A 26,956-nucleotide genomic window follows, 5' to 3' on the forward strand; every position below is an offset into this window, starting at 1 on the left:
GAGCATGACCATTCAAGCAATCAACGTCCGTAACCAGTTCAAGGGCAAGGTCAAGGCCATCATCGAAGGTTCGGTGGTGTCCGAAGTGGATGTGGAAACCCCGGCCGGTATCGTGACCTCGGTCATCACCACCCGCTCCGTGAAGGACCTGGGCCTGACCATCGGCAGCGAAGTGGTGGCACTGGTCAAGGCCACCGAAGTCTCGATCGCCAAGCTGTGATCGTCTGGCCGCCCCGGCCGTTCATTCCGGCCGGGCGGCATCATTTTTTCAGGAGCAGGCCCGATGGCATATCAGGCACTGAAGGCTTATCTGGCCCGCCTCGATGCGCAGCAGCCCGGCGGCGCAACGTCCTCCAAGGTCTGGCTGGATGAGCAGGGGCGCGCCGCAGGGCGTTTCTTCAATACCTCGCTGACCTCGGCCTTCCAGCCGGTGCGCAGCTTCGACGATGGCCACATCGTCGCCTGCGAGGCCTTTGCCCGCAGCCATTCGGCCGTCGATGACGGCCTGCATCTGTGGAAGTTGCTCGACCAGGCCGCCAGCGACGACGAGTCGGTGGAACTGGACCGGCTGTGCCGCATGCTGCACGCCATCAACTATTACCGCCAGGTCGGTGACGACGCGCCGGAACTGCACCTGTCGGTCCATGCGCGCCTGCTGGCCGCCGTCAACAACAATCACGGCGTGGCCTATCGCCGCATCCTGGAGGCGCTGGAGCTGCCGCATGAGCGCATCGTGCTGCAACTGCCGGTGGTCACGCCCAACCAGCGCTGGCTGCTCAACTACGTGCTGGACAATTACCGCCGCAATGGTTTTCGCCTGGGCGTGTCGGCCAATAGTCCGCTGGAGGCGCTGGGCCTGCTCGATAAGGTCAGGCCCGATCTGATCAAGGTCGATGCGCGCGAACTGGCCGATCCCGACAGCGTGGCCTTGTTGCTGTTGCGGGCGGCCGAGCAGGGGGTGCGCATCTTCTTCAAGCGCGTCGAAAGCCGGGAAGTGTTCGATAAACTGGCCTGGTACTGTCAGGCACTGGCCCAGTCCACTTTGGCGCAAGGTTATTTGTGGGATATCCCGGCCGCGCGTCTGCCGGACACTTTGCTCGGCCTCAGGGACGCCGCCTGAGGCATACTGCATGACTTCTTCCCTTGCTGCGAGGCTTGCATGAGTCTGTCGTCTCCCTCTTCTTCGACTACCCCGGCACGCCTGGCGGATTTTCGCGTGCTGGTGGCCCCGGGCCTCTCCGACAGCGGGCCGGAGCACTGGCAATCGCGCTGGCAGCGGCTGTATCCGGCCTTCGAGCGGGTCAGGCAGGACGACTGGGAAACGCCCGACCTGCCGCGCTGGTCGGCCCGCCTGGGCGAAGTGCTGGCGCGTGATGGGCGGCCTACGGTGATCGTGGCGCACAGCTTCGGCTGCCTGACCACGGTGCATCGCACGGCTGCCTTGCAAGCCGCAGCGGAGGGATCGGCCCATCCCATCGTGGCTGCCTTGCTGGTGGCGCCGGCTGATCCGGTCAAGTTCAGCCTGAGTGCAGCAGTGCGGCACAAGCTGCCGTATCCGGCCCTGGTCGTGGGCAGCGACAACGATCCCTGGATGAGCGCCGAGCGCGCCCGTCACTGGGCCGAGGCCTGGGGTGCGCAATTCCGTTCGGTGGGCGCACGCGGGCACATCAATTCCGAATCCGGCCTGGGCGACTGGACCGAAGGCCAGCAATGGCTGCTGGAATTGCTGGAACGCATCGTCTGAAGCTTTTTTCTTCACTTCATTCCGTTACATCTTGAGCGCATCAAGCCGGTTTCCTGCCGTGCTTTATGCGCTTTTCTTCTAAGGACATGCAAAAAGCTTCGTTCTCTTTATAACTAGTGGGTGCGAATATCGCTCACCTATAGTCGCATTTGTAATAACAAGAGAACGACATGTCCGCATCCCCTGTATCCCTTGCCGCCCCCGTGGCCGCGCCAGCGAAGGCTGCCGGCGGCACCAGCCGGCGCGTGCTGCCCGGCTTCCGGCTGTCGCTGGGCTTCACCATCTTCTACCTGGCGCTGATCGTGCTGATTCCGCTGTCGGCGCTGTTCCTGAAGACCTTCACCCTGACCTGGGGCGGCTTCATCGAGGCGGTGACTTCGCCGCGTGTGATGGCTTCCTATCGCCTGAGCTTCGGCGCTTCGCTCATCGGCGCCTTTCTCAACGTGATCTTCGGCGGCATCGTGGCCTGGGTGCTGGTGCGCTATCGCTTCCCCGGCAAGCGCATCATCGATGCCCTGGTGGACCTGCCTTTCGCCTTGCCCACTGCGGTTGCCGGCATCGCCCTGACCACGCTGTATTCGCAGAACGGCTGGCTGGGCAAGCTGCTCGCGCCCTTGGGCATCAAGGTCGCCTTCACCCCGCTGGGCGTACTGGTGGCGCTGACCTTCATCGGTCTGCCCTTCGTGGTGCGTACCGTGCAACCGGTGCTGGAAGAAGCCGAGCGCGAGCTTGAAGAAGCCGCCGCCAGCCTCGGTGCCAGCCGCTGGCAGACCTTTACGCGGGTGATCTTCCCGACCGTGCTGCCGGCCCTCTTGACCGGGTTTGCGCTGGCCTTTGCGCGCGCTTCCGGTGAATACGGCTCGGTGGTCTTCATCGCCGGCAACATGCCCATGGTCTCGGAAATCACCCCTTTGTTCATCGTCACCAAGCTGGAGCAATACGACTACGCCGGTGCGACCGCCATTGCGATGGTGATGCTGCTGGTTTCCTTCATCCTGCTGTTGACCATCAATCTGCTGCAAGCCTGGACCCGCAAGCGCGGCCAGCCGGAAAGGATCTGAGATGAGTGCTGCCCCGCAAGCCAACGCGATTGCCCGTGGCGAGCCGCCGCTGACACCCGGTGCCATCACCGAACCCTGGTGGGTGCGTGCGCTCTTGATCGGCATCGCGCTGGTGTTCCTGACGCTGTTTCTGTTCGTGCCGCTGGTGTCGGTGTTCTACGAGGCGCTGCGCAAGGGCTGGGATGTCTATGTCGCCTCCATCACCGAGGACGATGCCTGGTCCGCCATCAAGCTGACCGTCATCACTGCCGCCATCGCCGTGCCGCTGAACCTGGTCTTCGGCGTGGCCGCCGCCTGGGCCATTGCCAAGTTCGAGTTCCGCGGCAAGAACCTGCTGCTGACCCTGATCGACCTGCCGTTCTCGGTCTCGCCGGTGATCTCGGGCCTGATCTATGTGCTGCTGTTCGGCCTGCAGGGCTACTTCGGCCCGTGGCTGCGCGAGCATGACATCAAGATTCTCTTCGCCGTGCCGGGCATCGTGCTGGCCACCATCTTCGTGACCTTCCCGTTCGTGGCGCGCGAACTGATCCCGCTGATGCAGTCGCAGGGCAGCGAGGAAGAAGAAGCCGCGCTGGTCCTGGGCGCCTCCGGCTGGCGCACCTTCTGGCACGTCACGCTGCCCAACATCAAGTGGGGCCTGCTGTATGGCGTGATCCTCTGCAACGCCCGCGCCATGGGCGAGTTCGGCGCCGTCTCGGTGGTCTCCGGCCACATTCGCGGCGAGACCAATACCATCCCGCTGCAGGTCGAGATCCTCTATAACGAATTCAACATCACCGGCGCCTTTGCCGTGGCTTCGCTGCTGGCCTTCCTGGCGCTGGTCACGCTGGCCGTCAAGAGTGTCATCGAATGGCGGCTGCACCAGCAGCACAGCGCCAGCGAACAAGCTTAAGGAGTCATCATGAGCATCGAAGTCCATCACATCCAGAAGCGTTTCGGCAGCTTCACCGCGCTCAACGACGTGTCCCTCAATTTCCCGGCGGGCGAACTGACGGCCTTGCTGGGCCCCTCCGGCTGCGGCAAGACCACGCTCTTGCGCATCATCGCCGGTCTGGAATCGCCCGATTCGGGTCAGGTGCTGCTCGATGGCGAAGACGCCTCGGCGCGTCACGTGCGTGAACGTCAGGTCGGTTTCGTGTTCCAGCACTATGCGCTGTTCAAGCACATGACCGTGTTCGAGAACATCGCCTTCGGCCTGCGTGTGAAACCGCGTGCGCAGCGTCCCTCGGAGGCCGTCATCCGCGAGAAGGTCAAGCGCCTGCTGGAGCTGGTGCAGCTGGACTGGCTGGCCGACCGCTATCCGCCGCAACTCTCGGGCGGCCAGCGCCAGCGTATCGCGCTGGCCCGTGCACTGGCCGTGGAGCCGCGCGTGCTGCTGCTGGACGAACCCTTTGGCGCCCTCGATGCCAAGGTGCGCAAGGAACTGCGCCGCTGGCTGCGCCGCCTGCATGATGAACTGCACGTCACCAGCATCTTCGTCACCCACGACCAGGAAGAAGCGCTGGAAGTGGCCGACCAGGTGGTGCTGATGAACAAGGGACAAGTGGAGCAGATCGGCACGCCCGAGACGGTGTACAACCATCCCGCTTCGCCTTTCGTCTACGGCTTCCTGGGCAATGTGAACCTGTTCCACGGCCGTCTGCATGAAGGCGTACTGGATGCCGGTGGCGCGCGCTTCGCAGCGCCCGGCCACGATGATATCCGCGATGCGGCCGGGGTCGGTTTCGTGCGTCCGCATGATCTCGATGTGGAGCGTTATTCCCCCGGTGCCGAAGGCATCGTGGTGCAACTGCGTCGTGCACACGCCATCGGCCCGCTGGCGCAACTGGAGCTGGAACGCGATGACAATGCCGAGCTGATCGAAGCCGTCATTCCCAATGAACGGTTTGCGCAACTGGGCTTGAAGAATGGCGAGACCCTGGTCGTGCGTCCGCGTCGCCTGCAGGTCTTCGCGCAGAAACAAGGAGGGCAGGCACGATGAATTTCCAGCAGCTGCGTTCCATCCGCGAAGCCGCGCGCTGCGGCTTCAACCTGACCGAAGTGGCCAATGTGCTCTTCACCTCGCAACCCGGCGTGAGCCGCCAGATCCGCGAGCTCGAAGAAGAACTGGGCGTGGAAATCTTCGAGCGCAACGGCAAGCGCCTGACCGGCCTGACCGAACCCGGCAAGGGCATCCTGGGCATCGTCGAGCGGCTCCTGCTGGAAGCCGAGAACCTGCGCCGCGCCAGCAAGGAATACGCCGGCGAGCAGAGCGGCACGCTCTCCATTGCCACCACCCACACCCAGGCGCGCTACGTGCTGCCGCGCGTGGTGCAGGCTTTCCGCGATGCCTTCCCGCAGGTGCGCATCGCCCTGCAGCAGAGCGCGCCGGAACACATCGCCGAATGGGTCATCTCGGGCAAGGCCGATATCGGCATCGCCACCGAAGGCCTGTCGCAATTCAAGGAGCTGGTGTCTTTCCCCTGTTATACGTGGAGCCACGTGATCGTGGTGCCGCAAGGCCACCCGCTGCTGGGGCTGGAACAGGTCTCGCTGGAAGACCTGGGCACCTGGCCGCTCATCACCTATGACGTCGGCTTTACCGGCCGTGGCCACATCGATGAAGCCTTCCGCCAGGCCGGCATCGAGCCCGACATCGTATTGACCGCCATGGATTCCGACGTGATCCAGCAATACGTCTCGCTGGGCATGGGCGTGGGTCTGGTGGCCTCGATGGCGGTGGACCAGGGCAAGCACACGGACATGGTGGCCATCAATGCCTCGCACCTGTTCAAGGCCAACATCGCCCGTCTGGCGGTGCGGCGCGGCGCCTATCTGCGCGGCTATGCCTTCGATTTCATCCAGCAGTTCGCGCCCGATCTCAAGCGTGCCGATATCGTCAATGCGCTCAATGAGGCCAATGCGCAGCCGTAAGCGGTGAGCGTATTACAGGTTCTTGCGATAGACGATGAAGCCCGAATCGATGGCCAGCGTGTCATAAAGCCGGCGCGCCCGGGCGTTGGTGTGATGGGTATGCCAGTACACTCGCTCGGCGCCATCGGCGGCGTACCGGTACAGTTCTTCGATCAGCGCGCGGCTGACGTCGCAGTATAACTGTACCGGGCCACTTCGCCTGACTGTCATGACAAAGGCCGGAAAGTGTCTGCACACTGTCCGGCCTTTGTCTTTGTTGCCAGCGTCGTTACGCTCAGACCGTACGGGTCGGTGTCGTGGTGATGGTGCTGGAATCTGTACTGCTGGGTTGCGAGGCAGTGGACTGGGCCACTTGCGTGGACTGTGTGGTGGCCTTCAGGAGGTCGTTGAAATTGACACCCTGCTTCTTCGGCGCCTGCTGGGCAGCGGCAGTAGTGTTGGTGTTGGTTTGATGGACGTTGGAAACGGAATTGATCGACATGCGTGCACTCCTCAAGTAAGGCTGTCACCCGGGCCTGCGCCCAGACCGGTATTGCCGGGGCAGTATAGGCGCGCACCAGGAGCTTGCTGCGCCCGCTTACTTAAACTTGCGGATCTTTACCTGTATCGCGTGGACTGTCGGTGCGCGTCTTTACGGCCGCTTATCTGCGCAGGCGTGCAGCGCATTGATCGCGCAAGCGGGTGTCTTCGGGGGCATCGTCGTCGCTCTGGGCGGCAGCAGCCGGATGCACGCATTGCCGGTAGCGCGCGACATAGCGCTCGAACTCGGCGCGCGCCTGTGCCTTGGGCAGGCTCACCAGCGTCTGGATGAAGCTGCGGCTGCCGATTTCGAAGTGCTGGTAGTCGATGGGCTGCTTCCACTGGCCGCCCCAGACCAGGAAACCATGTTCATAAAACACGCTGATGACTTCCTCGGCCATGCCGGGCCGTGGCGGCGTGCGCTGCAGCCAGGCCGCGCCCTGCGGCGGCAGGACTTCCTGCTGCGGGCTGCCGGCCTGGCTGACGTAGGGATTCTGCAGGGGATTGATGTCGATGGCCGCGCCATAGGCATGCTTGGACCAGCCGCCGCCCCCGGTCACCGGCCGGCCGTTGAAGGCGGAGCTGTTGTTGTCGGCCATCGAGCGCTGGTCATCGCCCTCGTAGGCTTCCAGCGCGCGGGCGCCGGCCAGCGGGAAGGAGCGCAGCAGCAGTTCGCCGAACAGTGACTCCACTTGCGGCGCCACCGCATCCAGCACCACCACGGCGCCTTGCCGGGTCGCGCCGTCGAAGTCCGTGTAGTCGAAGCTCACGGTGGCCAGGCGGGAGCAGGGTACGGGATTACCCGCCGTGATGACCTTGCTGGCCTGCATCCGGGCGCATTGCGCGGGCGATACCGGTGTGATCCCGGCATGGGCGGCAGTGGGGAGCGTCATGGCCAGCATGAGGGCCGGCAAGGCGATGACAAGGGCAGGGAAGCGGGCGGTGAAGGTCGTCATGGAGGGCGATGATACGGCTTTTTGGGGTGAAGAAGTGTTGTCATCAAAATCACATTGCCTGCGATGGCTGACATGAAGATGCGCCGTTTTCTGACAGCCTGAGACCGCCAGAGCGGGAATAATCGGTGTCCAGAAGCTGTCGAATCCGGGCAAGCACGCATGCCGTGCTTGGTTCAGTGCATTTCGGCAAATCCCATCAACAACCTTTGGAGGCAACATATGCAGATTCGCCACACCCTCTTGGCTGCCGCCGTATTCACCGCTGTCCTGGCCGGTTGCAACAAGCGCGACGAAGCGCCGGCAACCCCGGCCGCCACCCCGCCGGCCGCATCCGAGCCGGCACCGGCAAGCAGCACCCCGACCACTCCGGCACCGGCTGACTCCGGTACCGCTGGCGGCTCGACCGCCACCCCGGCCGCCCCGACTCCGACCACGCCATCGGATTCCTCGACCACCAGCCCGAGCACGCCGGGCGGCAACGCCGGTACGCAAAAGTAAGCGCAGCACCGACTACAACAAGAGCCAACAAGAACGGCAAGAACCGCACCCATCTCCCGCAGTGGGAACAGCACTGCAATGCGCCGCAACAGGTAACTGTTGCGGCGCTTTCTTTTGGGCGGGAGGATGGCGCAATGGCGTATCTGGCGCAGCAGATGAAGCGGCTTTCCTGGCACCTGGCCGCGAGGCCCGAACAGGCCATGCGGGTGAAAAATCTTTCCGAACTTTTTTTTGCGGCCCGCAGTCGTACAGGTGGTTGAACTGTTCCTTCAACCTCCCTCTTGATAGGGAACTTGCCCGCAGTTCATTGGCTGCGGGCTTTTTTTGCCTGGCTTTCCGGCTACTTCCCCGCGTGCGGCTTCACCACCGCAATCATGGCCCCGAACGCCGGACCCATATTGGCTTCCAGCGTGGGATACATGCGCGAGATGCTGCCATCCAGGTACAAAGCGTCACTGCACTTGAGTTCATCACGAAGGAAACTGGCGAAATCGTAGAAGCTGATCGGATTGCGCGCGATGGCCAGGGTGACGATGCCGGCCGCGTCCAGGCACACCGCGTTGCGCACCACCGTATTGGCCGAGGCCGGGTCGAAGCGGGGATTGATCTTGCCGTCCACGATCATCAGCGGGCCCGATTGCGTGGCATAGCGCGTCACGCCATTCCACAGGCCCAGTTCGGCCTGGTAGTCGTCGGTCTCGACGATATAGGCCTGCCGCTCGCTGAGCACGAACACGCCATTGGGTTGCAGATAGAAATTGCCATAGGCGTTCTTGCGCGTATTGAGCTTGCGCAACTGGTTGCCGCCTTCCACGTACAGCCCCAGCGGTTGCAACTGCTTGTCGTAGATGCCGGCATTGGTGGCGCACACCATCTCCTGCCCCTGGCTGCGCAGATGCGCGTCGAGCCGGCTGAAGTTGCCCAGCGGCGTGCCGCTGGCGTCCTTCCAGTACATGCGGATGGTGTCGCTGCGCGGATCGGCGCGGCAGGTGCTGATGAAGACCTGGTGATACTGGTACTGGCGAATCTCGGCAGCCCCGGCCCGGAGGCAGCCCAGCATCAGGACAGCGAGCGCCAGCAGGCGCAGCAAGGGGAGGCAAAGGCCGGTGCGGGTGTCTGTGCGGTGGCGGAAAGGGGAGTGAAGCATCGAAACCAGGTCTTGTTCTGCGGGAAGGCAGGGGATGGCAGGGGTGAGGCGGTATTGTAAATGGCACAAGCCGCACGTGCCACGGGAAATCCGGATTGGGCGGCAAAGCCATCTCAAGGCTTTGCCGCTGTACCCCCATCGATGCGCAGTACCACGGCGGACTGGCGGCACAGCAGACCGAAGACAGCGGCGTGCAGGTCATCACCGAGGCGGTGGTCTATCGCCTCGAACACGATGAAAAGGGCCGCATCGCCGTCGTACGCCGGGTCGATGCAGACAGAGGCTGCTACCGCGCCACGTGTCATACCAGATGCCGCCTAGCCCCTGCTGGGCGGCCTTTTTATGGGCGCTGATTTTTTTGTTGGCAATGATGCTGCCAAGTGGCTACTGCGAGTGACATCGGGGATTGTTTCGGGCTATCCTCGACACTCGACGAGGAGAAGCATGAAAAAGATTTCGCAGCACCTGAAACAACTGGGCATGGGCAGCTTGCTGGTGGCCAGTGCCTGGCTGGTTCCCGCTGCCGCGCATGCCGACCGTCTGGACGAGATCCAGGAGCGCGGCTCGCTGATCTGCGCCACGCTGGCCAACAATGAGCCGCTGGCTTTCTCCGATCCGCAGAGTGGCCAGATGGTCGGTTTCGACGTCGACATGTGCAATGCGATTGCGGGCAAGCTGGGCGTGAAGATGCGGCAGCGTAGCGTGACGGTGGAGGAGCGCTTGCCGGCGCTGATGCATGGCGACGTCGACCTGGTGTCGGCGGCGCTGGGCTATACCCGCCAACGGGCGCGGCAGATCGATTTCACTGCCTCGCATTACCAGAATCCGCTCAAGCTGATCGTCTTCAGCGACTCCGGCCTGAACCTGGTATCGGACCTGGACGGCAAGCGTATCAGCGTCGCGCGTGGCTCCACCCCGGAGCAGGCTGTGCGTCGCCTGCTGCGCAAGGCCACGTTGCTGACTTTCCCCGATACCCCGCAATCCTTCCTGGCGCTGGCCCAGGGGCGTTCCGACGCCCTGGCCATTTCGGTACCCTCCGGTATTCGTTTCGTCAGTGAATCAGGCGGACGCTTCCGCTTCGTCGAGGGCGCGCTGGCCTGGGAACCGACCGCGCTGGGCGTCAAGAAGGGGGAGCGCAGGCTGCTCGATGCCGTCAACCAGGCCCTGGCCGAGATGGAAACAGCCGGCGAGATCGACGCCTTGTGGACCAGGTGGTTCGGCCCCAAGACCAAGTTCAACATCCCCCGCGACAAGAAGCTGACACCGATTTCGGCCTTCCGGTAGTCGTCCTGAGCACGCCACGTCCGTCACCACCGTTCGCCATTGCGTTGCCACTGACCATGACGGTTTGCCGCCATGCCAGCGCTATTGAAAAGGATATGAAGCTTCGTGCGCGCGCAGGCCGGACTTACAAAGCCGGCTGCAGCGCCTGGCCGTGGGCGTGATGGTGTGCGGCATGGGCGGCGACCGAAAGCGCCATGCTGAGATAGTTCTCGCTGCGCATGCGCATCTGCGCCTGCTGCTGTTCCAGGGCGAACAATTGCTGGTAAAGCGTGCGGATCTGCTGCTGCAGCAACTGGCGCTGCTGCTTTCCATCCCGGTTGCCGGGGAAGCGCGCCAGCGATTGCGCCTGCTGTTGCAGGATCAGGATGCGGTGGCTCAGGTGCGCCACCAGCTCGGCGGGATCATGGGCCAGCGTGTCTGCCACTGCGCGTGGGGCGTGGGCAGCTTGTTCTTGTTCATACGCGACGTTCATGCGAACTCCAGCCCGTTGAGGGCGCAAGGGATGGCGAGGGTATTGCGATGCTGCATGTGTTGATTTACGGCAGCGTGCGGTAAAGCTTGAGTTGGAGAACGTAAGTAAGTGAAAAGGCGCAGGCCCGAGGAGGGCGCTGCGCCTTTTGTTTGATGCCCGCAAAAGGGCGGCCAGCCAGGCCGGCCGTGGAATCAGATCACGCCGCGGCGCATCTGGTCCAGCTCGATGGATTCGAACAGGGCCTTGAAATTGCCTTCGCCAAAGCCGTCATTGCCCTTGCGCTGGATGATTTCATAGAACACCGGACCGATCAGGTTCTGGGTGAAGATCTGCAGCAGCAGACCCTGGCCTGCCGTGGGCGCGCCGTCGATGAGGATCTTCAGTTCGCGCAGGGCCGCCAGGTCTTCGCCGTGGCCGGGAATGCGGCGCTCCACCAGGTCGTAGTAGGTGGCGATGGTGTCCTGCAGCGGCACCCCGCGTGCGTACAGGGCACGCACGGTCTGGTAGATGTCGTCGGTGCCCAGGGCGATGTGCTGGATGCCTTCGCCGTTGTACTGCTTGATGAATTCCTCGATCTGCGACTTGTCGTCGGCACTCTCGTTGATGGGGATGCGGATCTTGCCGCAGGGGCTGGTCATGGCGCGCGAACGCAGGCCGGTCACCTTGCCCTCGATGTCGAAATACTTGATCTCGCGGAAATTGAACAGGCGGGTATAAAACGACGACCAGGTATCCATCGCCCCGCGCATCACGTTGTGGGTCAGGTGGTCGATGTAGGTCAGGCCCACGCCCTTGGGATTGCGCTCCACGCCGGGGAAGAACTGGAAGTCGACGTCATAGATGGAGCCGTTGTCGCCATAGCGGTCCACCAGGTAGAGCAGCGAGCCGCCGATACCACGAATGGCAGGAATGTTCAGTTCCATCGGTCCCAGCTTGGCCTGCACGCCTTCGGCACCCAGTTCGAGTGCGCGTTTGTACACATGGGCCGCATCCTTGACGCGGAAGGCCATGGCGTTCACCGAGGCCCCGTGCACTTGCGCGAAGGCGGCGGCATTGCTGCCCGGTTCGCCGTTGAGAATGAAGTTGATCTGGCCCTGGCGGTACAGGGTGACGTTCTTGGAGCGGTGACGCGCCACGGCCGTGAAGCCCATCAGCTCCAGCACGCCTGCGATGGCGGCCGGGTCGGCGGCGGTGTACTCGACGAACTCGAAGCCGTCGGTGCCCATGGGATTGTCGAACAGGTCGCGGCTACCGGTGGCGGTGGCGGCGCTGGTGAGTTGGGATTCTGCATGGCCCATCGTGTGTCTCCTCGTGTGGGGAAGGCCGGCAAGTGCGGCCTGTTCGAAGAGTTTATTGCGCCGGGAGTGCAATTTGTGATTGTTTTTTGCGCAATATAGCGGATAATATGCACAAATAATTCTTAAATACACACTTTGGAGAGACAAATGAGCATCATCAACGTGGATCGCTATGATCTGGCATTGCTGACCGAGCTGCAGCGGGACGGCCATATTACCAACAGCGCCCTGGGCTTGAAAGTCCATCTGTCCACCTCGCAGATCAGCCGCCGCGTGCAGCGCCTGGAAGAAGCCCACGTCATCGAGCGCTACACCGCCGTGCTGGACCCGGCCGTGGTCGGCCTGGGCGTGACCGCCTTCACCACCGTAACCCTGGACCGCCAGGGCGAAACCCGTGGCGAACTCTTCGAAAAAGCCGTGGAGGCGATGCCGGAAGTGACCGAGTGTTTCTCCGTCACGGGGGAGGGCGATTATATCCTGCGCATCGTCGCGCCCGACCTGGCGGCGTTTTCCGAATTCATGATGACGCGGCTGCTGCGCCTGCCGGGCGTGACCAACGTCAAATCCAACATCACCCTGAAGAAGGTCAAGCAATCGCATGAACTGCCGCTGGAGCACGTGATGCAGCCGGTGAAGTCACGCCAGCGCATCCGCTTCTCGCAGTGAGGGCAAAAAACGATGATGCGCTTATTCAATGATTCAGCGCCTCAATCATTGAATAATCGTATGCAGCATTTGCCCTGGTGCGGGAATTCAAAAGCAATCAGCGGAGTGCGGTCCCGTCAGCACGCGCCTAGAATTACTGGCATCCATCACTGGCATCCGATCCGAGGAGCGCCGCATGCTGACCCTGACTTCTTCCCATCCGCCCACCGCACCCGATCCCGACGCCTGCTGGCAGGCCGTACAGCAGCGCGATGGGGCGGCCGATGGCCGGTTCTGGTATTCGGTCCGCAGTACCGGCGTCTACTGCAAACCTTCCTGCGGTGCGCGCACGCCCCTGCGCAAGAACGTCGCCTTCCACGCCAGCTGTGCGGCTGCCGAGGCCGCCGGTTTTCGTCCCTGCCAGCGCTGCAAGCCTGACCAGCCTCCCTTGCAGGAGCGCCAGGCCCGCGCCATCGCGCAGGCTTGCCGTCTGATCGATCAGGCCGAGCAGACTCCCGATACCGCCACCCTGGCCGAGGCTGTGGGGTTGAGCCGCTACCATTTCCATCGTCTCTTCAGGCAGCACACCGGCGTCACGCCCAAGGCCTATGCCGATGCATGCCGCGCCTCCCGCCTGCGTGCGCAACTCGGTGAGCGTGCCAGCGTGACCGAGGCGCTCTACGAAGCCGGCTTTCACTCCAGCGGACGTTTCTATACGCACAGTGCGGCGCAGCTGGGCATGAAGCCGTCCGTCTACCGGCGCGGCGGTGCGGGCGAGAAGATCCGCTTCGCCGTTGCCCAATGCTGGCTCGGCGCCTTGCTGGTAGCGGCCACCGGGCAGGGCATCTGCGCGCTCACCTTGGGTAGCGATCCCGAGACCCTGGTGCGGCAACTGCAGGACCGTTTCCCACAAGCCGACCTCGCTCCCGGCGATGCCGCTTTCGAACAGACGCTGGCACAGGTGCTGGCGGCGTTGGACGATCCGCAACAGGGCGCGTCCCTGCCGCTGGACGTGCGGGGCACGGCCTTCCAGCAGCGCGTCTGGCAAGCCCTGCGCGCGGTGCCGCCGGGCGTCACCCTGAGCTACGCCGAACTGGCCGCGCACATCGGCCAGCCCGAGGCCGTACGGGCAGTCGCCAACGCCTGCGCACGCAACGAGATTGCCGTGCTCATTCCCTGCCATCGCATCGTGCGGCTCGATGGCAGCGCCTCCGGATATCGCTGGGGCGTGGAACGCAAGGCCGCCCTGCTGGCACGCGAAGCGGCGGCCAGGGCAGTGCCGGCTTCACTGGAGGATGAGGGCGCCTGAAGGCTTCTGCTTGCGCAGCTACAATAGCCCTTCATTCATTGCCGGAGTCGCGCATGCATGTTCTTGGCAAGGCCGGTCTCGCCCTCGCGCAAGGCTTGCCGGTAGTGATCTTCTTTTACGGCGGCAGCTGGAACGAGGGCAGTCGCAAGGACTATGCCTTGGTCGGCGAAGCCCTGAGTTCGCGCGACTTCATCGCACCGACGCTGGACGAAGTAAGCCAGTTCATCGAGCGAGCGCCACCGCGCACGGAGCGTACTCCATGACCGGCGACCTCTTCGCCGGGCTCGCGCGCGATCCTTCCGTGGAACGCATCACGGAAGGTGCGCTGCTGTTGCGCGCCTTCGTCAGCGAGGAGGAGGCTGCGCAGCTGATGGCGGGAATCGAGACCGTGCTGGCCGCCTCACCCCTGCGCCACATGCAGACGCCGGGCGGTTTTCGCATGTCGGTGGCGATGAGCAATTGCGGCCGCTTCGGCTGGGTCACCGACCGGCGCGGCTATCGTTACCAGTCGCTCGATCCCCTGGCCGAACGCGACTGGCCACCCATGCCCGACGCCTTCATGGCGCTGGCCGTGCGAGCGGCAGAGACGGCGGGATTTGCCGGATTCGATCCGGACGCCTGCCTCGTCAATCGCTATGACCCCGGTGCGCGCATGTCCCTGCATCAGGACAAGAATGAGCAGGACATGGCGCAACCCATCGTCTCCGTCTCGCTGGGCTTGCCCGCCACCTTTCTCTTCGGCGGCATGGCGCGCACCGACAAGCCGCAACGCATGCGACTGGAAAGCGGCGACGTGGTGGTGTGGGGCGGAGCGGCACGGCTGGCCTTCCACGGCATCGACACCTTGCGCGACGGCGAGCATGCACTGACCGGGCGCTGCCGTTACAACCTGACCTTCCGCCGCGCACGCTGAGCGCGGCGCGCATTCGGAGGGTGCGCGCCACGTAGTTCTGGCTAGCCGGCGGAATGGCCAGGGCCTTCAGGGGCCCCAACACATCTTCATCGTGGATCAGATGGTCATCGGCATCGTGATACGCCAAGCCCTTGCCGCGCGGGCATCGGCCGGTGGAGCCGATGACGATGATGCGGTCGAAGAACCCGACGCGTCGGGCGCGGTGGTGATGCGGTCCATGTGAGCGCATTATTGAGCAATCGCCACGGCCCGGCAGTCAGCCATTGACAGGGGATGGTGTCGGATTTTTCCGGCACCACGTGCCGCGCTCAGAAGGCCCACTGCAGGTTGAATCCGCCGGTCACCGCTGCCGTCTGGAAGCCCGCCGGTTTGGCCAGCGGCGTCGCCACGAACATCTCATAACTCAGCTTGAACAGGCTGCCGCGCAAGCCCAGCGCCGCGCCGGTCAGCCGCTGGCCGGTGAGGAACTGCGCCGTCGGTCCTGCTACCGCCCCGGTATCGATGCCGGCAAACAGTTCCTGGCCGCTCTCGCCCAATCCCGCCGCCACTTCATTGCGCAGGAACCAGCCGCGCTCAGCCTGCAGGCTCAGTTCGCCATCGAAGCCGCGCACCGTATAGCGCCCGCCGATGGAGAACTGATCCTGCGGCGGCAGGCTGCCGCGGTTCCACTGCGAGCGCAGTGTAGCGGCATAGCGCATCCTGGCACCGGCCAGCTGGAAGGGCGCATTGAGCGAGGCATCCAGCAGCCACAGCCCATAGTGCGTGCCCACCTGCGGCAGGTCGAAGGGCGTACCCGGTTCACTGCCCTGGGTGTCTAACGAACGGCGATAGGCCAGCGTGGCATCGGCCACGGCCTCGCCCAGATACTGGTGCTGGTTCAGCCCCGCTTCCCACGCCGTGGTGCGGCGCTGCTGGGCCGCCACCTCCAGCTCGTCGATGGCGTTGTAGGCCTTGCGCAGCAAGCCTTTGCCGAACACCGTGGTCTTGCTCGCGGCATTGCGATAGACCAGACGCGAGAGTTTCAATTCGGTGGTTTCCGAACGGCCGCTGTAGACGAAGTTTTCAAACGCACCGGCCACGGTCTGGTGATACTGATTGCCCGACATCGTGATGGCCGCCAGCCAGTTGCCCCAGGGCAGCGAGTAATGCAGCGTATAGGCCTGGCTGCCGTGGTCGCCGTAGTGATTCAGGCTGCGGCTCATGCTGACGTAGAAGAGGTCATTGAGGGTCCACCAGTTGTCATAGGCCAGGGTCAGTCCGGCCTGATATTTGCCGGTGGCCTGCGCGCCGCCATCATCCAGCGTTGCCGTGAGACGGAACGGAAACGCTTGCTGGTACTCGATCACCAGGTCGCTGTCGCCCGCTTCGGCAGCGGCATCTTCGGAGGGCGTGATCTTGATGTCGGCCTGGACGGTTGGCAGGCGCTTGAAGTTTTCGAGCCCTTGTTCGATATCGCGCAGGTTGAGGATGTCGCCCGCGTTGACCGGCAGGGCATTGAAGGCGGTGCCGCGTGGATCGGCATCGGGCGCAAAGCGGATGTGGCGCACGCGTCCCGGCACCACCGACAGCACCAGCTGCCCGCGCGACAGATCCTGCGCACGCGCCAGCACGCGGGTGGTGGTGTAGCCGCGCGCGACGATGGCGCTCTCCACCCGCGCCAGTACCAGGTTCACCCCTTTCGAGCCGAGACAGCGCCCGATGGCGCCCTGCGGCCCGGTCACGCTGTCGAGCGCAAATTCAAAACGTTCGGCCTGGTCACCTTCCAGCCTGATCGACGAAATCGTCCGGCAGGGTTGCTCCTGCGCCGGAAAATCCTGCGCCATCGCAGGCGCCGCCGGTGTGCCCAGATTCACGTCGGGCCGCTGCTCCTGCTGCTGGCGCAGGGCGCGTTCACGTTCGCGCTGCAATTGCTCGGGATTGACGGCGGTTTGCCCCAGGGCAAGGGGAGTGAGCAGATTCAGGCCAAGGATCAGGACAAGTCTGGAGGAAGGAAAACGGCAAGCTGAAAACATGGTGAGCACGGCCCCAAGCCGCACCGGCCAAGGCTTCAAAAGAAAAAGTAATGGAATAAAAACAAATGTTGGATTTTTCCGACAGGAAAACTTCTCGCGTAATGAAAAATCACCCTTCCTCGTTAACCTAAATTAACATCCTGCACCTGGCAAGCAAAAAATTGCTGACTGGCAACGACAAACAACAAATCGGTGGCCGGTCATAACGACAACAAAACCCGGGGTGAGCATGAATCGTCAGCGTTACAAGCTGGTTTTCAACCGGCATCGCGGCCAACTGATGGCCGTTGCAGAAATCGCTTCCAGCATCCAGCACCATGGCCGGTCGCCGGCCGGTGCGGCCACGATGCCGGACCTGTTACCGTCGGCCCTGCGTTTTTCGCTGCTGGCCGTAGCGCTGGCGCTGGCCATGAACACCGTGGCCCATGCGCAGATCCTGGGCGACCGCAACGCCCCGCGCAATCAGCAGCCCACCGTGCTGGTCACGCCCAATGGCGTGCCGGTGATCAACATCCAGACACCGGGCACGGCCGGCGTATCGGTCAACCGCTATCGGCAATTCGATGTCGGTGCCAATGGCGCCATCCTCAACAATGCCCAGGGCACCACGACCACCCAGCTCGGTGGCTACGTGGCGGGCAATCCCTGGCTGGCCACGGGCGCGGCCCGGGTGATCGTCAACCAGGTCAATTCGGCCAACCCCAGCTACCTGCGCGGCTACCTCGAAGTGGCCGGGGGGCGGGCGCAGGTGGTGGTGGCCAATCCGGCCGGCATCACCTGCTCGGGCTGCGGCTTCATCAATGCCAGCCGCGCCACGCTCACCACGGGCGTGCCGCAAGTCGTCAACGGCAACCTGGAGAGCTATCGCGTGGCCAGCGGTGCGGTCAGCATCGAAGGCAATGGCATGGACGCCAGCCGCACCGACTACGCCGAGATCATCGCGCGCGCGGTGCAGGTCAATGCCGGCATCTGGGCGCCGCAACTGAAGGTCAGTGCGGGCCTGAACACGGTGAGCGCGGATCACGCCAGCGTGGTTCCCGGCGTGGTCCCCGCCGACGCTGCGCCGGCCTTGGCCATCGACGTGGCGCAACTGGGTGGCATGTATGCCGGGCACATCTACCTGACCTCCACCGAGCACGGTGTGGGCGTGCGCAATGCGGGCAGCATCGGCGCCTCGGTGGGGCAGGCGGTGGTGACCGCCGATGGCCGCCTGGAGAACAGCGGCAGCCTCACCGCCACCGGCTTGCTGGCGGTGCAGACCACAGGTGGCCTCAGCAATACCGGCGAGCTGGGCAGCAAGAGCGCTGCCACGCTCAACACCACCACCGTGGACAACAGCGGCAACATCGCCAGTGCCGGACCGCTGGCCGTGCAAGCCAGCGGGGCGGTGCAGAACAGCGGCAGTCTCGGTGGTCAGGGCAGTGTCCAGATCGACGCCGCCAGTCTGGACAACAGCGGCAACATCGCCAGCGCCGGCGCGCTGGCCGTGCAAGCCAGCGGGGTGGTGCAGAACAGTGGCAGTCTCAGTGGTCAGGGCAGTGTCCAGATCGACGCCGCCAGTCTCGGCAACCGCGGCAGCATCGGTAGCGACGCCAACCTCGTGGTACAGACATCGGCCGGCATCAGCAACGCCGGCACGCTGCAGGCCATGGGCGACACCAACCTCGCTGCCGCCACCGTGGACAACAGCGGCACCGTACTGGCGAGTCAGGGAACCCTGACCGTCAGCAGCAGCGCAGGCGCCAGCAACAGCGGCCGCATGCAGGCCGCGCAGTCCGTCATTCTCAAGGCGGACAGCCTGACCAACAGCGGCAGCCTCGGGGCCAACGCCGTGCTGGCCGTGCAGACCGCCGGTGCCCTGCGCAATACCGGTCAGATGGGCGGCCAGATTGCGGCCACCCTCAACACCGCCACACTGGATAACGCCGGCAGCATCGCCAGCGCCGGCACGCTGACCGTGCAAGCCAGCGGGGCGATGCAGAACAGTGGCAGTCTCAGTGGTCAGGGCAGCATCCAGATCACCGCCGCCAGTCTCGGCAACCGCGGCAGCATCGGTAGCGACGCCAAGCTCGTGGTACAGACATCGGGCGGCATCAGCAACGCCGGCACGTTGCAGGCCATGGGCGATACTAACCTCGCTGCCGCCACCGTGGACAACAGCGGCACCGTACTGGCGAGTCAGGGAACCCTGACCGTCAGCAGCAGCGCAGGCGCCAGCAACAGCGGCCGCATGCAGGCCGCGCAGTCCGTCATTCTCAAGGCGGACAGCCTGACCAACAGCGGCAGCCTCGGCGCCAACGCCGTGCTGGCCGTGCAGACCGCCGGTGCCCTGCGCAATACCGGTCAGATGGGCGGCCAGATTGCGGCCACCTTCAACACCGCCACACTGGATAACGCCGGCAGCATCGCCAGCGCCGGCACGCTGAACGTGCAAGCCAGCGGGGCAGTGCAGAACAGCGGCAGCATCGGTGGCGAGGGCAGCGTGCAGATCGCCGCCGCCAGCCTCGACAACGGCAACAGCATCGGCAGCAACGCCAGCCTGGCGATGCAGATTGCCGGCGGCATCCGCAATAGCGGCACGCTGCAGGCCACCGGCGACGCGGCCGTCAATGCCGCTACCCTGGACAACAGCGGCGCCTTGCGTGCGAGCCAGGGCGCATTGAACGTCGCCACCAGCGGCGGCACGAACAACAGCGGCCGCATCGAAGCAGCGCAGTCCGTCACCCTCAAGGCGGCCAGCCTGGGCAACAGCGGTGGCATCAATGCCGGCGACCGCCTGCGTATCGACGCCGCGCAAGGCGTGAGCAACAGCGGCGCGGTGGGCGCCAATGGCAGCGTGGAGGTCCAGGCCGCGAGCCTGTCCAACCAGGGCACGCTGGCCTCCAGCCGTGATGCGGTCAGCGTGGTGACCAGCGGGACGCTCAGCAACCAGGGCCAGGTCAGCGCGGCGCAATCGCTCACGCTGACGGCGGCTGGCATCGACAACCATAGCGGCAAGCTCAGCGCCAACGACATTCGCATCGACAGCCAGAACCAGTCCTTCGACAATCGCCAGGGCAATATCGGCGCGCAGCGCGACATCCGCATTGCCAGCGGCGCGTTCGACAACGGCGGCGGCAACATCGTCGCGCAAGGCAAGCTCGACATCCGCAGCGGCGAGATTGGCAATGACGGCGGCCTGCTGCAGGCGGGCGATGCACTGACCATCGATGCCGGCAGCAGCATCGTGCGCAACAGCAATTCCGGCAGCACGCGCGGCATTGTCGCGCAAGGTCCGCTGAGCGTTGCGGCAGGCGCGCTGGTCAATCGCGGCAATGTCTCGTCCAACGGCGACATCACCCTCAAGACCGCCAGCCTCGACAACGACGCCGGCGTGATCGGCGCCAATGGCAGCCTGACCGTGGAGAGCAATGGCACCAGCAATCGCGGCGGTGCGATGCAGGCCAGGCAGGGCGTGGACATCCGGGCCGGCAGCGGCAGCGTGGACAACAGCGGCGGCCTGATGCGTTCGGACGGCACCGTCAACGTACAGGCCGCGTCGGTGCGCAACGACAACACCCAGGGCCAGAACCAGGGCATCGAAGGCGCCACCATCAACATCGCGGCGGCCGACATCAGCAACCGTCAGGGCGCGCTGCGGGGCGACACCATTGCGCTCACCGCCAGCCAGCGCATCGACAACACCGCCGGCCTCATCTCCGCCACCAACAGCGCCAGCCTGACCGACGCCAATCCCGCCAGCCGCACGCTGGCCGTGGACAACAGCAACGGCACCATCATCGCCGGACAGCAGACCAGCGTTTTAGCCTATTCCTTCACCGGCAGCGGCAAGCTCTTGAGCCAGAAGGATCTGCGCCTGGACCTGGTGGCGTCGATACTTCATACGGGCCAGATAGGGGCTAGCGGCGACATCGATCTGCGCACGGCCGGCACCTTTACCAATGCCGGTGCGGTCGGTGCGGGCGGCACGCTCATGCTCACCGCCGCCACCATCGACAACCAGGCCAGCGGCTCGCTGGTGGGCAATACGCTCAGGCTCAAGGCCACCGACATCCACACCTTCATCAACCGTGGCCTGATCGATGGCGTCAACACCATCATCGAGAGCAGCACCGTCAACAACATCGGCACCGGCCGCATCTATGGCGACAACATCGCCATCGGCGCGGACGTGTTGAACAACCAGGCCGAGACCGTGGATGGCGTCACCAGCGCACCGGTGATTGCGGCGCGCAACCGGCTCGACATCGGCGCGGGTGTCATCAACAACAGCGAGCACGCGCTGATCTATTCGGTGGGTGACATGGCCATCGGCGGCGCGCTGGATGCGAACAAGAGGGCCACCGGCAGCGCCCGTGAGATCAACAACACCAGCGCCACCATCAATGCGGATGGCAACCTGACGATTGCCGCGGGTGCCATCAACAACACCAATGCGCATCTGGAGACGACGGATCAGACGGGGCCGGGGAATCGGATTGTCAATTTCAGGCTCAATGGATCGTCGCAGCTGATCGATGGTAAAAGCGTCCTGATCATTAATCAGGATAGTGGTCAGCTGATCGCGCCGGAGAACTGGCGCGCCATGGGCGATGAGGACAACTTCAGGCTTCTGCTGCCCTCGACTCAATATCCGTTTGAGAAATACGGACCACCGTTTACCTACAGCCGCGGTGCAAGCGGCACAGTCGGCGTGGCCTATATTCCCAAACAGGCTGCCTGGGTCGGCGACTATACGAGCACGCCTGCGGTACCTGAGCAATTTGTGTATGGACCAGATGACAGGATCTGGGACATCTTTGGCATTCCCCGTCCCACGACGGTCGTTCCCGAGGAGCCGGTAGCCCCATCCATGACGATCAGTTGCGGCGGCGAATACGATTGTGCCAATCCTTTCTACCAGCGGGAGTATGACGCCTGGCTGCCGAAGCATGAGCAATGGAAAGCCATCCATGATGCGGCAATGCCGCTGTATCAGGCCTTGAACGACGCCATCGCTGCATTCAACAATAATCTCCACGGTCGTATGGTCAAAGAATGGACCATCTACGACGGCACCGAGCAGATCACGCGCACGGTCGTCACCAAGAGCGATCCGGGCATGATCACCTCTGGCGGCAACATGAATCTGGTGGCCGGGAGCGTCAACAATTACGCCAGCCAGATCATCGCGGGCGGCACGCTGGCCGGCGATAGCGTCAACGGCACAGCCATCAACAACAGCGGCCCGCTGGGTCGTCAGCGCGTGGTCTCGACGGGCTCGGCCAGCTACACCTACGTCAAGAGCCACACCTTCAGCGCCGATGATCGCCGCTATGACAATGCGCCGTACCAGTCGCAGGATATCGTCACCAACTTCCAGCTGGACGTGACGCCGACCAGCGGTGCCGGTCCCAATCGCGCCAACTCGGTCCGGGCGGTGGCCTCGTCGGTGTCGGGCGCATCGGGTGCCACGTCAGGCGCGGCCAGCATCCGCATTGCCAATCTCGATCTGACGCTGCCCAACAATGCGCTCTACCGCATCAACGCGGGGCCGCGACATCAACAGTGCTTCCACCACGGTAGCAACGGCCAATGCGGTAACGAGCGGCACCAACATCAATCAGAGCGCATCGATGTCGGTCTCCGAGACCAATGGCTCGCTCACCGCAGTAGCAGGGAGGGACATCAACCTCAAGGCCAGCAGCACCTCTGCGGACAACGTGACCTTGGTTGCGCAACGTGACGTGAACCTGTCCACGGTGCACGAAACGTCCCAAGAAAAAATCACCTGGGACAACGACAACCGCGCCGAAGTCAACCGTGACAACGCCATCGGCAGCACGGTACAGGGCAAGCAGATCAGCGTCACGGCGGGCCGCGACATCAACGCACAGGCAGCCTACGTCAACGCCGAAGGCTCGTTGTCTGCAACGGCGGTCAATAACATCAACATCGGCACGGATGTGAGCACGGCCAGCGCACGGGACCAGCACAAGAAGAGCGACAGCGGCGGCATGCTGGCCACGCGCACGGTCACCACGGATGACAGCAGCAGCCAGGCGATCAATCAGGGGACGACCTTCTCGGGCAATACGGTAGCGGTGCGGGCGGGCAATGACATCAATATCAAGGGCAGCAATGTTGTTTCCACCGAAGGCACCGGCCTTGCCGCAGGTAACAACGTCAACATCGTGGCGGCCGTTGATAACAGTACGCAGAGCAATTTCCGTCAGGAGACCACCAGTGGGGTGATGGGCGCAGGCTTCGGTGTGACCATAGGCACACGTGAGCAAAGCCATGATGGGAAGACGCAGGGGCAGACCGCTTCTGCTTCTACGGTGGGCAGCACGGATGGCAACGTGAGCATCGTGGCGGGGAATCGTTATACGCAAGTGGGTAGCGATGTGATGGCGCCTAAGGGAGATATCGATATCGCGGCCAAGTCGGTGGAAATAAAAGCAGCCGAGCAAGCCAGCAAAACCACCACCGAAGACAAGTACAAACAAAGCGGCCTGACGGTGGCAGTGACCAGCCCGGTGATCTCTGCCATCCAGACGGTAGACCAGATGGCTGATGCGGCAAGCAAGACCAAGGATGGCCGGGTACAGGCCTTGGCTGCGGCGACTGCGGGCATGGCGGCCTACAGTGCCGTGGGTGAGATGCAGAAGGGCGCTGAGGAAGGTTCGGCCAATATCGGCATCAGTGCCACCATCGGTAGCAGCCAGAACAGCAGCCGTACTGAGCAGAACACGGTGACCCAGCGCGGATCAACCGTGGCCTCTGGCGGCAACATGAGCATCCGCGCCACAGGCGATGGGGCCAACAGCAACATCACCATCGCGGGCAGCGACATCAACGCCAAGGGCAATCTGGCGTTGAAGGCGGACAACGATATCAATCTCATCGCTGCACAAAATACGGATGAACAGCATAGCGACCGCTCGTCGTCGTCGTGGGGTGTTGGCGTCACTGCGCAGTTTGGGACCAAGACTCAATTTGGTGTTACGGCCAATGCAGCAGGCAGCCGGGGTAACAGCGATGGCAAGGATGTGTCCAACGTCATAACGCAGGTGCGTGCGGGTGGGCAGGTCAATATCGATTCGGGACGCGATACGAATCTGGTCGGTGCCACCGTGGCAGGTGAGCAGGTGGTGGCGAATGTGGGGCGTGATCTGAACATTGCCAGTGTGCAGGACACCAGCACCTTCAAGAGCCGCGATCAGAGCATTGGCGGCAGTGCCACGATAGGCCCCGCTTCTGGAGGAAGTATCAGTGCGAGCCGTAGTCGTGTGGATGCGGATTACGCCAGCGTGGGTCAACAGGCCGGGATCATGGCGGGTAATGGCGGATTCCAGATCAACGTCAAGGGCAACACGGACCTGAAGGGCGCACAGATCGCCAGCACGGATCAGGCGGTGGAGCAGGGCAAGAACAGCCTGACTACAGGAACCCTCACCAGCAGTGATATCCAGAATCGTAGCCAGTATTCGGCGGAGAGCCAGAGTGTTAGCGCAGGAATGTCCGGCGGCAAGCCGGGTGGCGGTGCTGGCATCGGCAACGCATCGGGGAGTGAAACCAGCGTGACGCGCAGCGGTGTTTCTGGTGGTGCTGTGAAGATCACCGACGCACAGGCGCAGCAGGCTAAGACTGGACAAAGCCCTGATCAAACGGTGGCCTCGTTGGATACGTCTGTGCGTACGGGCAAGGACAGCAGCAACAGTCTGACGAAGAACTGGGATGGTAATCAGCTGCGTGAGGATGTGGAGGCGCAGGCGAAGATTACGCAGGCGTTTGGGCAGCAGGCTTCCAAGTTGATTGGTGACTATGCTGAGCAACAGCAGAAAAAGGCTGCTGACTTACGTACGCAGGCAAGCGCAGCAACCGATCCAGCTGTGGCAAAGGAACTCAATGATCAGGCCAGCACGCTTGAAAGCAACTGGGGGCCGGATGGGACGATGCGAGTTCTGGCACACACGATTGTGGGTGGAATGACGGGAGGTCTTGCCGGTGCAGCTGGTGCAGCAGCGGGGACATTGACAGCGCCGAACGTATCCTCCGCCTTGAAGGAGGCGGGCGTTGATCCTGACGTGGTGAAGGTGTTGACAGGGTTATCGAGTACTTTTGTGGGTGCGGCTGTTGGAGGGACTACGGGAGGAGCAACCGCTTATAACGAAGTAATTAACAACTTCCTAAACCACGATGAAATCGATCGATTATTGAAAGTTAAAGCTGGATGCGCTAAGGGAAATGACTCAGACTGCAAAGAGCAAAAGAGGCTGGAAATCTTAGATCAAGAGAGAGATGCGGCCTTGGCCTCCTGCCAAGGTGTGAATTCTCAGAAATGCGAATCGCTTCGGCAAGAAGTTAGGTCAGCGGCAGCGGATCTTATTCGAAAAAATGATATTCGTTTGTCCGTGGCTGCTGTACAGCAATATGAGAATACCATCGCTCAAGCAGGCTCCACTTTATCTGGGCTTGATGAGGTAAAAGGGGTTGCTGCGCGTCTTGCAAGTGTCGTTGGGGAAACCGGTGAGCTTCTGACTGTCACGTTCTTTAGACTAATACAGGCTGCAAACGGTAGCGAGGAAGCTCAACGCGATGTTGCAAAGGCACTCGGAAATGTCCTGATGGCATTAAATCCAGCAGTAACTGGGAAACTGATTCAAGGAATTTCAGACGAACAGCGTAATAAAATCGCTGATGCTTACGAAAGAGGCGATGCGTTTGCGTTGGGTATGAATACAGGATCGTGGCTCACCCTTGCCGTTCCTGTTCCGATTGGAAAAGTAGCGAAGGCGGAATCAGCTGCAAATGAAGTAGTACAGATTGGCGTAAAGTCCAGTGAGGCTGTAGATGCAACAACAGCTGCAGCAAAAGCAGCCAATAAAAATCTCGCTGATGTATGGCTTTTAACGCCGACAGAACGTGGGAGCTTAATTGAAGCTTCCTTAGCTAAAAGTGAATATAAGGACTGGTTTAACGTCGGGCAGTTGGATAATGGGAAATTCCCATTGGTTGATTTTCAAAAAGGTAACGTGCTAGTTAGTCTTAAGTCGGTTGATACAAATGGGGCCGGATGGCTCGGTCGAATGCAGGACCACATCAGAGACCTGGCGACAAGTTACGCGACTGTGAATGACGTGCCGGCAACTATGGTGTTAGATGTTCGTGTTCAACCCGGAGGAAGTGTCGCTGCTAAAGATTTAATTGAATATGGGAAGAGTCACGGAGTTACGGTAATTGTGAAGGAATATAAATGAGCCAGAAAAGATTGGAAAAACTGAAAATAGTTTTCGAGATTGAAGTTCAATCCGAGAAAGTCGAGCGTAGTGGTAAGCTGGAAATCTGGCGGAACGATCAGAGCAACGGAGTGAATGACGTGGAAGCGTTGGAGACGATTATCGAGATTCTAAATGCTGCCAATGCCAAGGTGGAATTTAAGGAAAATGGTGAAGGCGAACCGATTTCACCAGACCTCTATCTTAGGAAAGTTGCTCAGCAGGGATGTTGGAATCGTCCGCTGGAAATAGATGGCTTACGTTTCGGCTTTGCCAGTTTACCTAAATTTTCTATTTGCATTGTTTCTATTGAGGAGCTAGACAAAGGGAGCGCAGGAGATTGGACGAAGTGGATTGAGTCATTTATCCACAAAGAGGGTTTTATACAGGCATGGGTTTCCGATGTCGAATACGATTACTGGCAAAATGTCCGAGATCCGCTTCAATATGAAGCGGCAGGACGGGATTACGGGAATTTACCTACTAAGTCGAATGGCTTACCACCTCCGCTTGAGCAGGTGGAGATCGACACTTCTGTAAATCCTGGAAAATGGCTTTTTCGAGAAAATTATATTGAAGCCATCGGATCACCGATGTGGTTGGGTGAGGCATTTTGGGTAAAAGTTGGGCATGACCGAAAGCAAATCCTAGAGCATTCTAATGATCTGAATCTTGTGGAGCTGTCACCTGGAGTGCTTAGGCTGTCTGTTAAATCGGAGAGCTTTTGTGATAGCTCTACTGAACCTATGCAGAGAAAATTGAGGTGGATTTTATATGGAACAGAATAAGGGGCTGCCATGAGCTTCGTTTCTAAAGATTAGATAGATCCCCTCATACCTCTAGCTACTGATCGCCTGACTGGTCAAGCAGACGGTGACGCTGGCCGATGGCAGCACGCAGGAAGTGCTGGTGCCGCAGGTCTATA

Annotated in this window: 24 protein-coding genes and 2 pseudogenes; 18 read left to right on the forward strand and 8 right to left on the reverse strand. The window is 62.2% G+C overall.

The window, feature by feature from the left end; genetic code table 11:
• Nucleotides 1-4 precede the first annotated feature (4 nt).
• The 7 genes from AACH55_RS07720 (at nt 5) to AACH55_RS07750 (ending at nt 5,718) form a co-directional block, all read left to right on the forward strand.
• Nucleotides 5-220, forward strand: a complete 216-nt coding sequence (locus tag AACH55_RS07720) for a TOBE domain-containing protein (RefSeq protein WP_006464491.1) — start codon at nt 5-7, stop codon at nt 218-220.
• A gap of 63 nt (nt 221-283) precedes the next feature.
• Nucleotides 284-1,120 (forward strand): EAL domain-containing protein, encoded by an 837-nt coding sequence (locus AACH55_RS07725; RefSeq protein WP_338718867.1) that lies wholly within the window; start codon nt 284-286, stop codon nt 1,118-1,120.
• A gap of 39 nt (nt 1,121-1,159) precedes the next feature.
• A complete protein-coding gene (locus AACH55_RS07730; RefSeq protein WP_338718868.1) occupies nt 1,160-1,744 on the forward strand; it encodes an alpha/beta hydrolase in 585 nt (194 codons plus the stop codon).
• Between the two features lie 170 nt (nt 1,745-1,914).
• Nucleotides 1,915-2,805, forward strand: coding sequence for a sulfate ABC transporter permease subunit CysT (cysT, locus tag AACH55_RS07735; RefSeq protein WP_338718869.1), 891 nt, complete (start codon nt 1,915-1,917; stop codon nt 2,803-2,805).
• 1 nt (nt 2,806) lies between these two features.
• Nucleotides 2,807-3,697 (forward strand): sulfate ABC transporter permease subunit CysW, encoded by an 891-nt coding sequence (gene cysW, locus AACH55_RS07740; protein ID WP_338718870.1) that lies wholly within the window; start codon nt 2,807-2,809, stop codon nt 3,695-3,697.
• Between the two features lie 9 nt (nt 3,698-3,706).
• Nucleotides 3,707-4,786, forward strand: a complete 1,080-nt coding sequence (locus AACH55_RS07745) for a sulfate ABC transporter ATP-binding protein (RefSeq protein ID WP_338718871.1) — start codon at nt 3,707-3,709, stop codon at nt 4,784-4,786.
• The gene (locus tag AACH55_RS07750; RefSeq protein ID WP_338718872.1) at nt 4,783-5,718 is read left to right on the forward strand and encodes a CysB family HTH-type transcriptional regulator; all 936 of its coding nucleotides are present in this window, start codon (nt 4,783-4,785) and stop codon (nt 5,716-5,718) included. The genes AACH55_RS07745 and AACH55_RS07750 overlap by 4 nt, the downstream gene beginning before the upstream one ends.
• 12 nt (nt 5,719-5,730) lie before the next feature.
• Here the strand turns inward: AACH55_RS07750 and AACH55_RS07755 are convergent.
• The 3 genes and pseudogenes from AACH55_RS07755 to AACH55_RS07765 form a co-directional block, all read right to left on the reverse strand.
• Nucleotides 5,731-5,886, reverse strand: a pseudogene (locus AACH55_RS07755) (GNAT family N-acetyltransferase); the annotation flags it as partial.
• A 106-nt stretch (nt 5,887-5,992) separates the two neighbouring features.
• Nucleotides 5,993-6,199 (reverse strand): hypothetical protein, encoded by a 207-nt coding sequence (locus AACH55_RS07760; RefSeq protein WP_338718873.1) that lies wholly within the window; start codon nt 6,197-6,199, stop codon nt 5,993-5,995.
• A 160-nt stretch (nt 6,200-6,359) separates the two neighbouring features.
• Nucleotides 6,360-7,193 carry a M15 family metallopeptidase gene (locus tag AACH55_RS07765; protein WP_338718874.1) on the reverse strand — a complete coding sequence of 278 codons (834 nt, stop codon included), beginning with the start codon at nt 7,191-7,193 and terminating at the stop codon, nt 6,360-6,362.
• A gap of 219 nt (nt 7,194-7,412) precedes the next feature.
• On the opposite strand from AACH55_RS07765, the gene AACH55_RS07770 reads away from it, so the two are divergent.
• Nucleotides 7,413-7,691 (forward strand): hypothetical protein, encoded by a 279-nt coding sequence (locus tag AACH55_RS07770; RefSeq protein ID WP_338718875.1) that lies wholly within the window; start codon nt 7,413-7,415, stop codon nt 7,689-7,691.
• A 134-nt stretch (nt 7,692-7,825) separates the two neighbouring features.
• Nucleotides 7,826-7,951 carry a hypothetical protein gene (locus AACH55_RS07775; protein ID WP_338718876.1) on the forward strand — a complete coding sequence of 42 codons (126 nt, stop codon included), beginning with the start codon at nt 7,826-7,828 and terminating at the stop codon, nt 7,949-7,951.
• Between the two features lie 80 nt (nt 7,952-8,031).
• Here AACH55_RS07775 and AACH55_RS07780 read toward each other — a convergent pair whose 3' ends face one another.
• Together AACH55_RS07780 and AACH55_RS07785 are read right to left on the reverse strand one after the other, a co-directional pair.
• A complete protein-coding gene (locus AACH55_RS07780) occupies nt 8,032-8,838 on the reverse strand; it encodes a phosphodiester glycosidase family protein (RefSeq protein WP_338718877.1) in 807 nt (268 codons plus the stop codon).
• 113 nt (nt 8,839-8,951) lie between these two features.
• The gene (locus AACH55_RS07785) at nt 8,952-9,143 is read right to left on the reverse strand and encodes a hypothetical protein (RefSeq protein ID WP_338718878.1); all 192 of its coding nucleotides are present in this window, start codon (nt 9,141-9,143) and stop codon (nt 8,952-8,954) included.
• Nucleotides 9,144-9,282: 139 nt separating this feature from the next.
• Here AACH55_RS07785 and AACH55_RS07790 point away from each other — a divergent pair, with 139 nt between their 5' ends.
• Nucleotides 9,283-10,122 (forward strand): ABC transporter substrate-binding protein, encoded by an 840-nt coding sequence (locus AACH55_RS07790; RefSeq protein ID WP_338718879.1) that lies wholly within the window; start codon nt 9,283-9,285, stop codon nt 10,120-10,122.
• 124 nt (nt 10,123-10,246) lie between these two features.
• Here the strand turns inward: AACH55_RS07790 and AACH55_RS07795 are convergent, their stop codons facing one another.
• Together AACH55_RS07795 and hppD are read right to left on the reverse strand one after the other, a co-directional pair.
• The gene (locus tag AACH55_RS07795) at nt 10,247-10,594 is read right to left on the reverse strand and encodes a hypothetical protein (protein WP_338718880.1); all 348 of its coding nucleotides are present in this window, start codon (nt 10,592-10,594) and stop codon (nt 10,247-10,249) included.
• A gap of 191 nt (nt 10,595-10,785) precedes the next feature.
• Complete coding sequence (hppD, locus tag AACH55_RS07800) at nt 10,786-11,892, reverse strand: 4-hydroxyphenylpyruvate dioxygenase (protein WP_338718881.1); 1,107 nt, start codon at nt 11,890-11,892, stop codon at nt 10,786-10,788.
• 147 nt (nt 11,893-12,039) lie between these two features.
• On the opposite strand from hppD, the gene AACH55_RS07805 reads away from it, so the two are divergent.
• The 5 genes and pseudogenes from AACH55_RS07805 (at nt 12,040) to AACH55_RS07825 (ending at nt 14,982) form a co-directional block, all read left to right on the forward strand.
• A complete protein-coding gene (locus tag AACH55_RS07805; RefSeq protein ID WP_017454267.1) occupies nt 12,040-12,558 on the forward strand; it encodes an Lrp/AsnC family transcriptional regulator in 519 nt (172 codons plus the stop codon).
• A 175-nt stretch (nt 12,559-12,733) separates the two neighbouring features.
• Nucleotides 12,734-13,846 carry a bifunctional DNA-binding transcriptional regulator/O6-methylguanine-DNA methyltransferase Ada gene (gene ada / locus AACH55_RS07810; protein ID WP_338718882.1) on the forward strand — a complete coding sequence of 371 codons (1,113 nt, stop codon included), beginning with the start codon at nt 12,734-12,736 and terminating at the stop codon, nt 13,844-13,846.
• A 92-nt stretch (nt 13,847-13,938) separates the two neighbouring features.
• A pseudogene (locus tag AACH55_RS07815) lies at nt 13,939-14,043 on the forward strand (alpha/beta hydrolase); the annotation flags it as partial.
• 62 nt (nt 14,044-14,105) lie between these two features.
• Nucleotides 14,106-14,759 (forward strand): DNA oxidative demethylase AlkB, encoded by a 654-nt coding sequence (alkB, locus tag AACH55_RS07820; protein ID WP_338718883.1) that lies wholly within the window; start codon nt 14,106-14,108, stop codon nt 14,757-14,759.
• Between the two features lie 91 nt (nt 14,760-14,850).
• Nucleotides 14,851-14,982, forward strand: coding sequence for a hypothetical protein (locus AACH55_RS07825; RefSeq protein ID WP_338718884.1), 132 nt, complete (start codon nt 14,851-14,853; stop codon nt 14,980-14,982).
• An 85-nt stretch (nt 14,983-15,067) separates the two neighbouring features.
• On the opposite strand, the gene AACH55_RS07830 is transcribed toward AACH55_RS07825, so the two are convergent.
• Nucleotides 15,068-16,771: a ShlB/FhaC/HecB family hemolysin secretion/activation protein gene (locus AACH55_RS07830; RefSeq protein WP_338718885.1), complete on the reverse strand. Its 1,704-nt coding sequence runs from the start codon at nt 16,769-16,771 to the stop codon at nt 15,068-15,070.
• 229 nt (nt 16,772-17,000) lie between these two features.
• On the opposite strand from AACH55_RS07830, the gene AACH55_RS07835 reads away from it, so the two are divergent.
• Genes AACH55_RS07835 through AACH55_RS07845 form a run of 3 tightly spaced genes read left to right on the forward strand, consistent with a single transcriptional unit; the run spans nt 17,001 to nt 26,819 of the window.
• Nucleotides 17,001-22,496, forward strand: a complete 5,496-nt coding sequence (locus tag AACH55_RS07835) for a filamentous hemagglutinin N-terminal domain-containing protein (protein ID WP_338718886.1) — start codon at nt 17,001-17,003, stop codon at nt 22,494-22,496.
• Nucleotides 22,387-26,013, forward strand: a complete 3,627-nt coding sequence (locus AACH55_RS07840) for a hemagglutinin repeat-containing protein (RefSeq protein WP_338718887.1) — start codon at nt 22,387-22,389, stop codon at nt 26,011-26,013. The genes AACH55_RS07835 and AACH55_RS07840 overlap by 110 nt, the downstream gene beginning before the upstream one ends.
• On the forward strand, nt 26,010-26,819 hold the full coding sequence (locus AACH55_RS07845; RefSeq protein WP_338718888.1) for a hypothetical protein: 810 nt from the start codon (nt 26,010-26,012) through the stop codon (nt 26,817-26,819). Before AACH55_RS07840 ends, AACH55_RS07845 begins: the two co-directional genes overlap by 4 nt.
• Nucleotides 26,820-26,956: the final 137 nt, after the last annotated feature.

Origin of the sequence: Herbaspirillum sp. DW155, from assembly GCF_037076565.1 — a bacterium.
GTDB lineage: Bacteria > Pseudomonadota > Gammaproteobacteria > Burkholderiales > Burkholderiaceae_D > Herbaspirillum.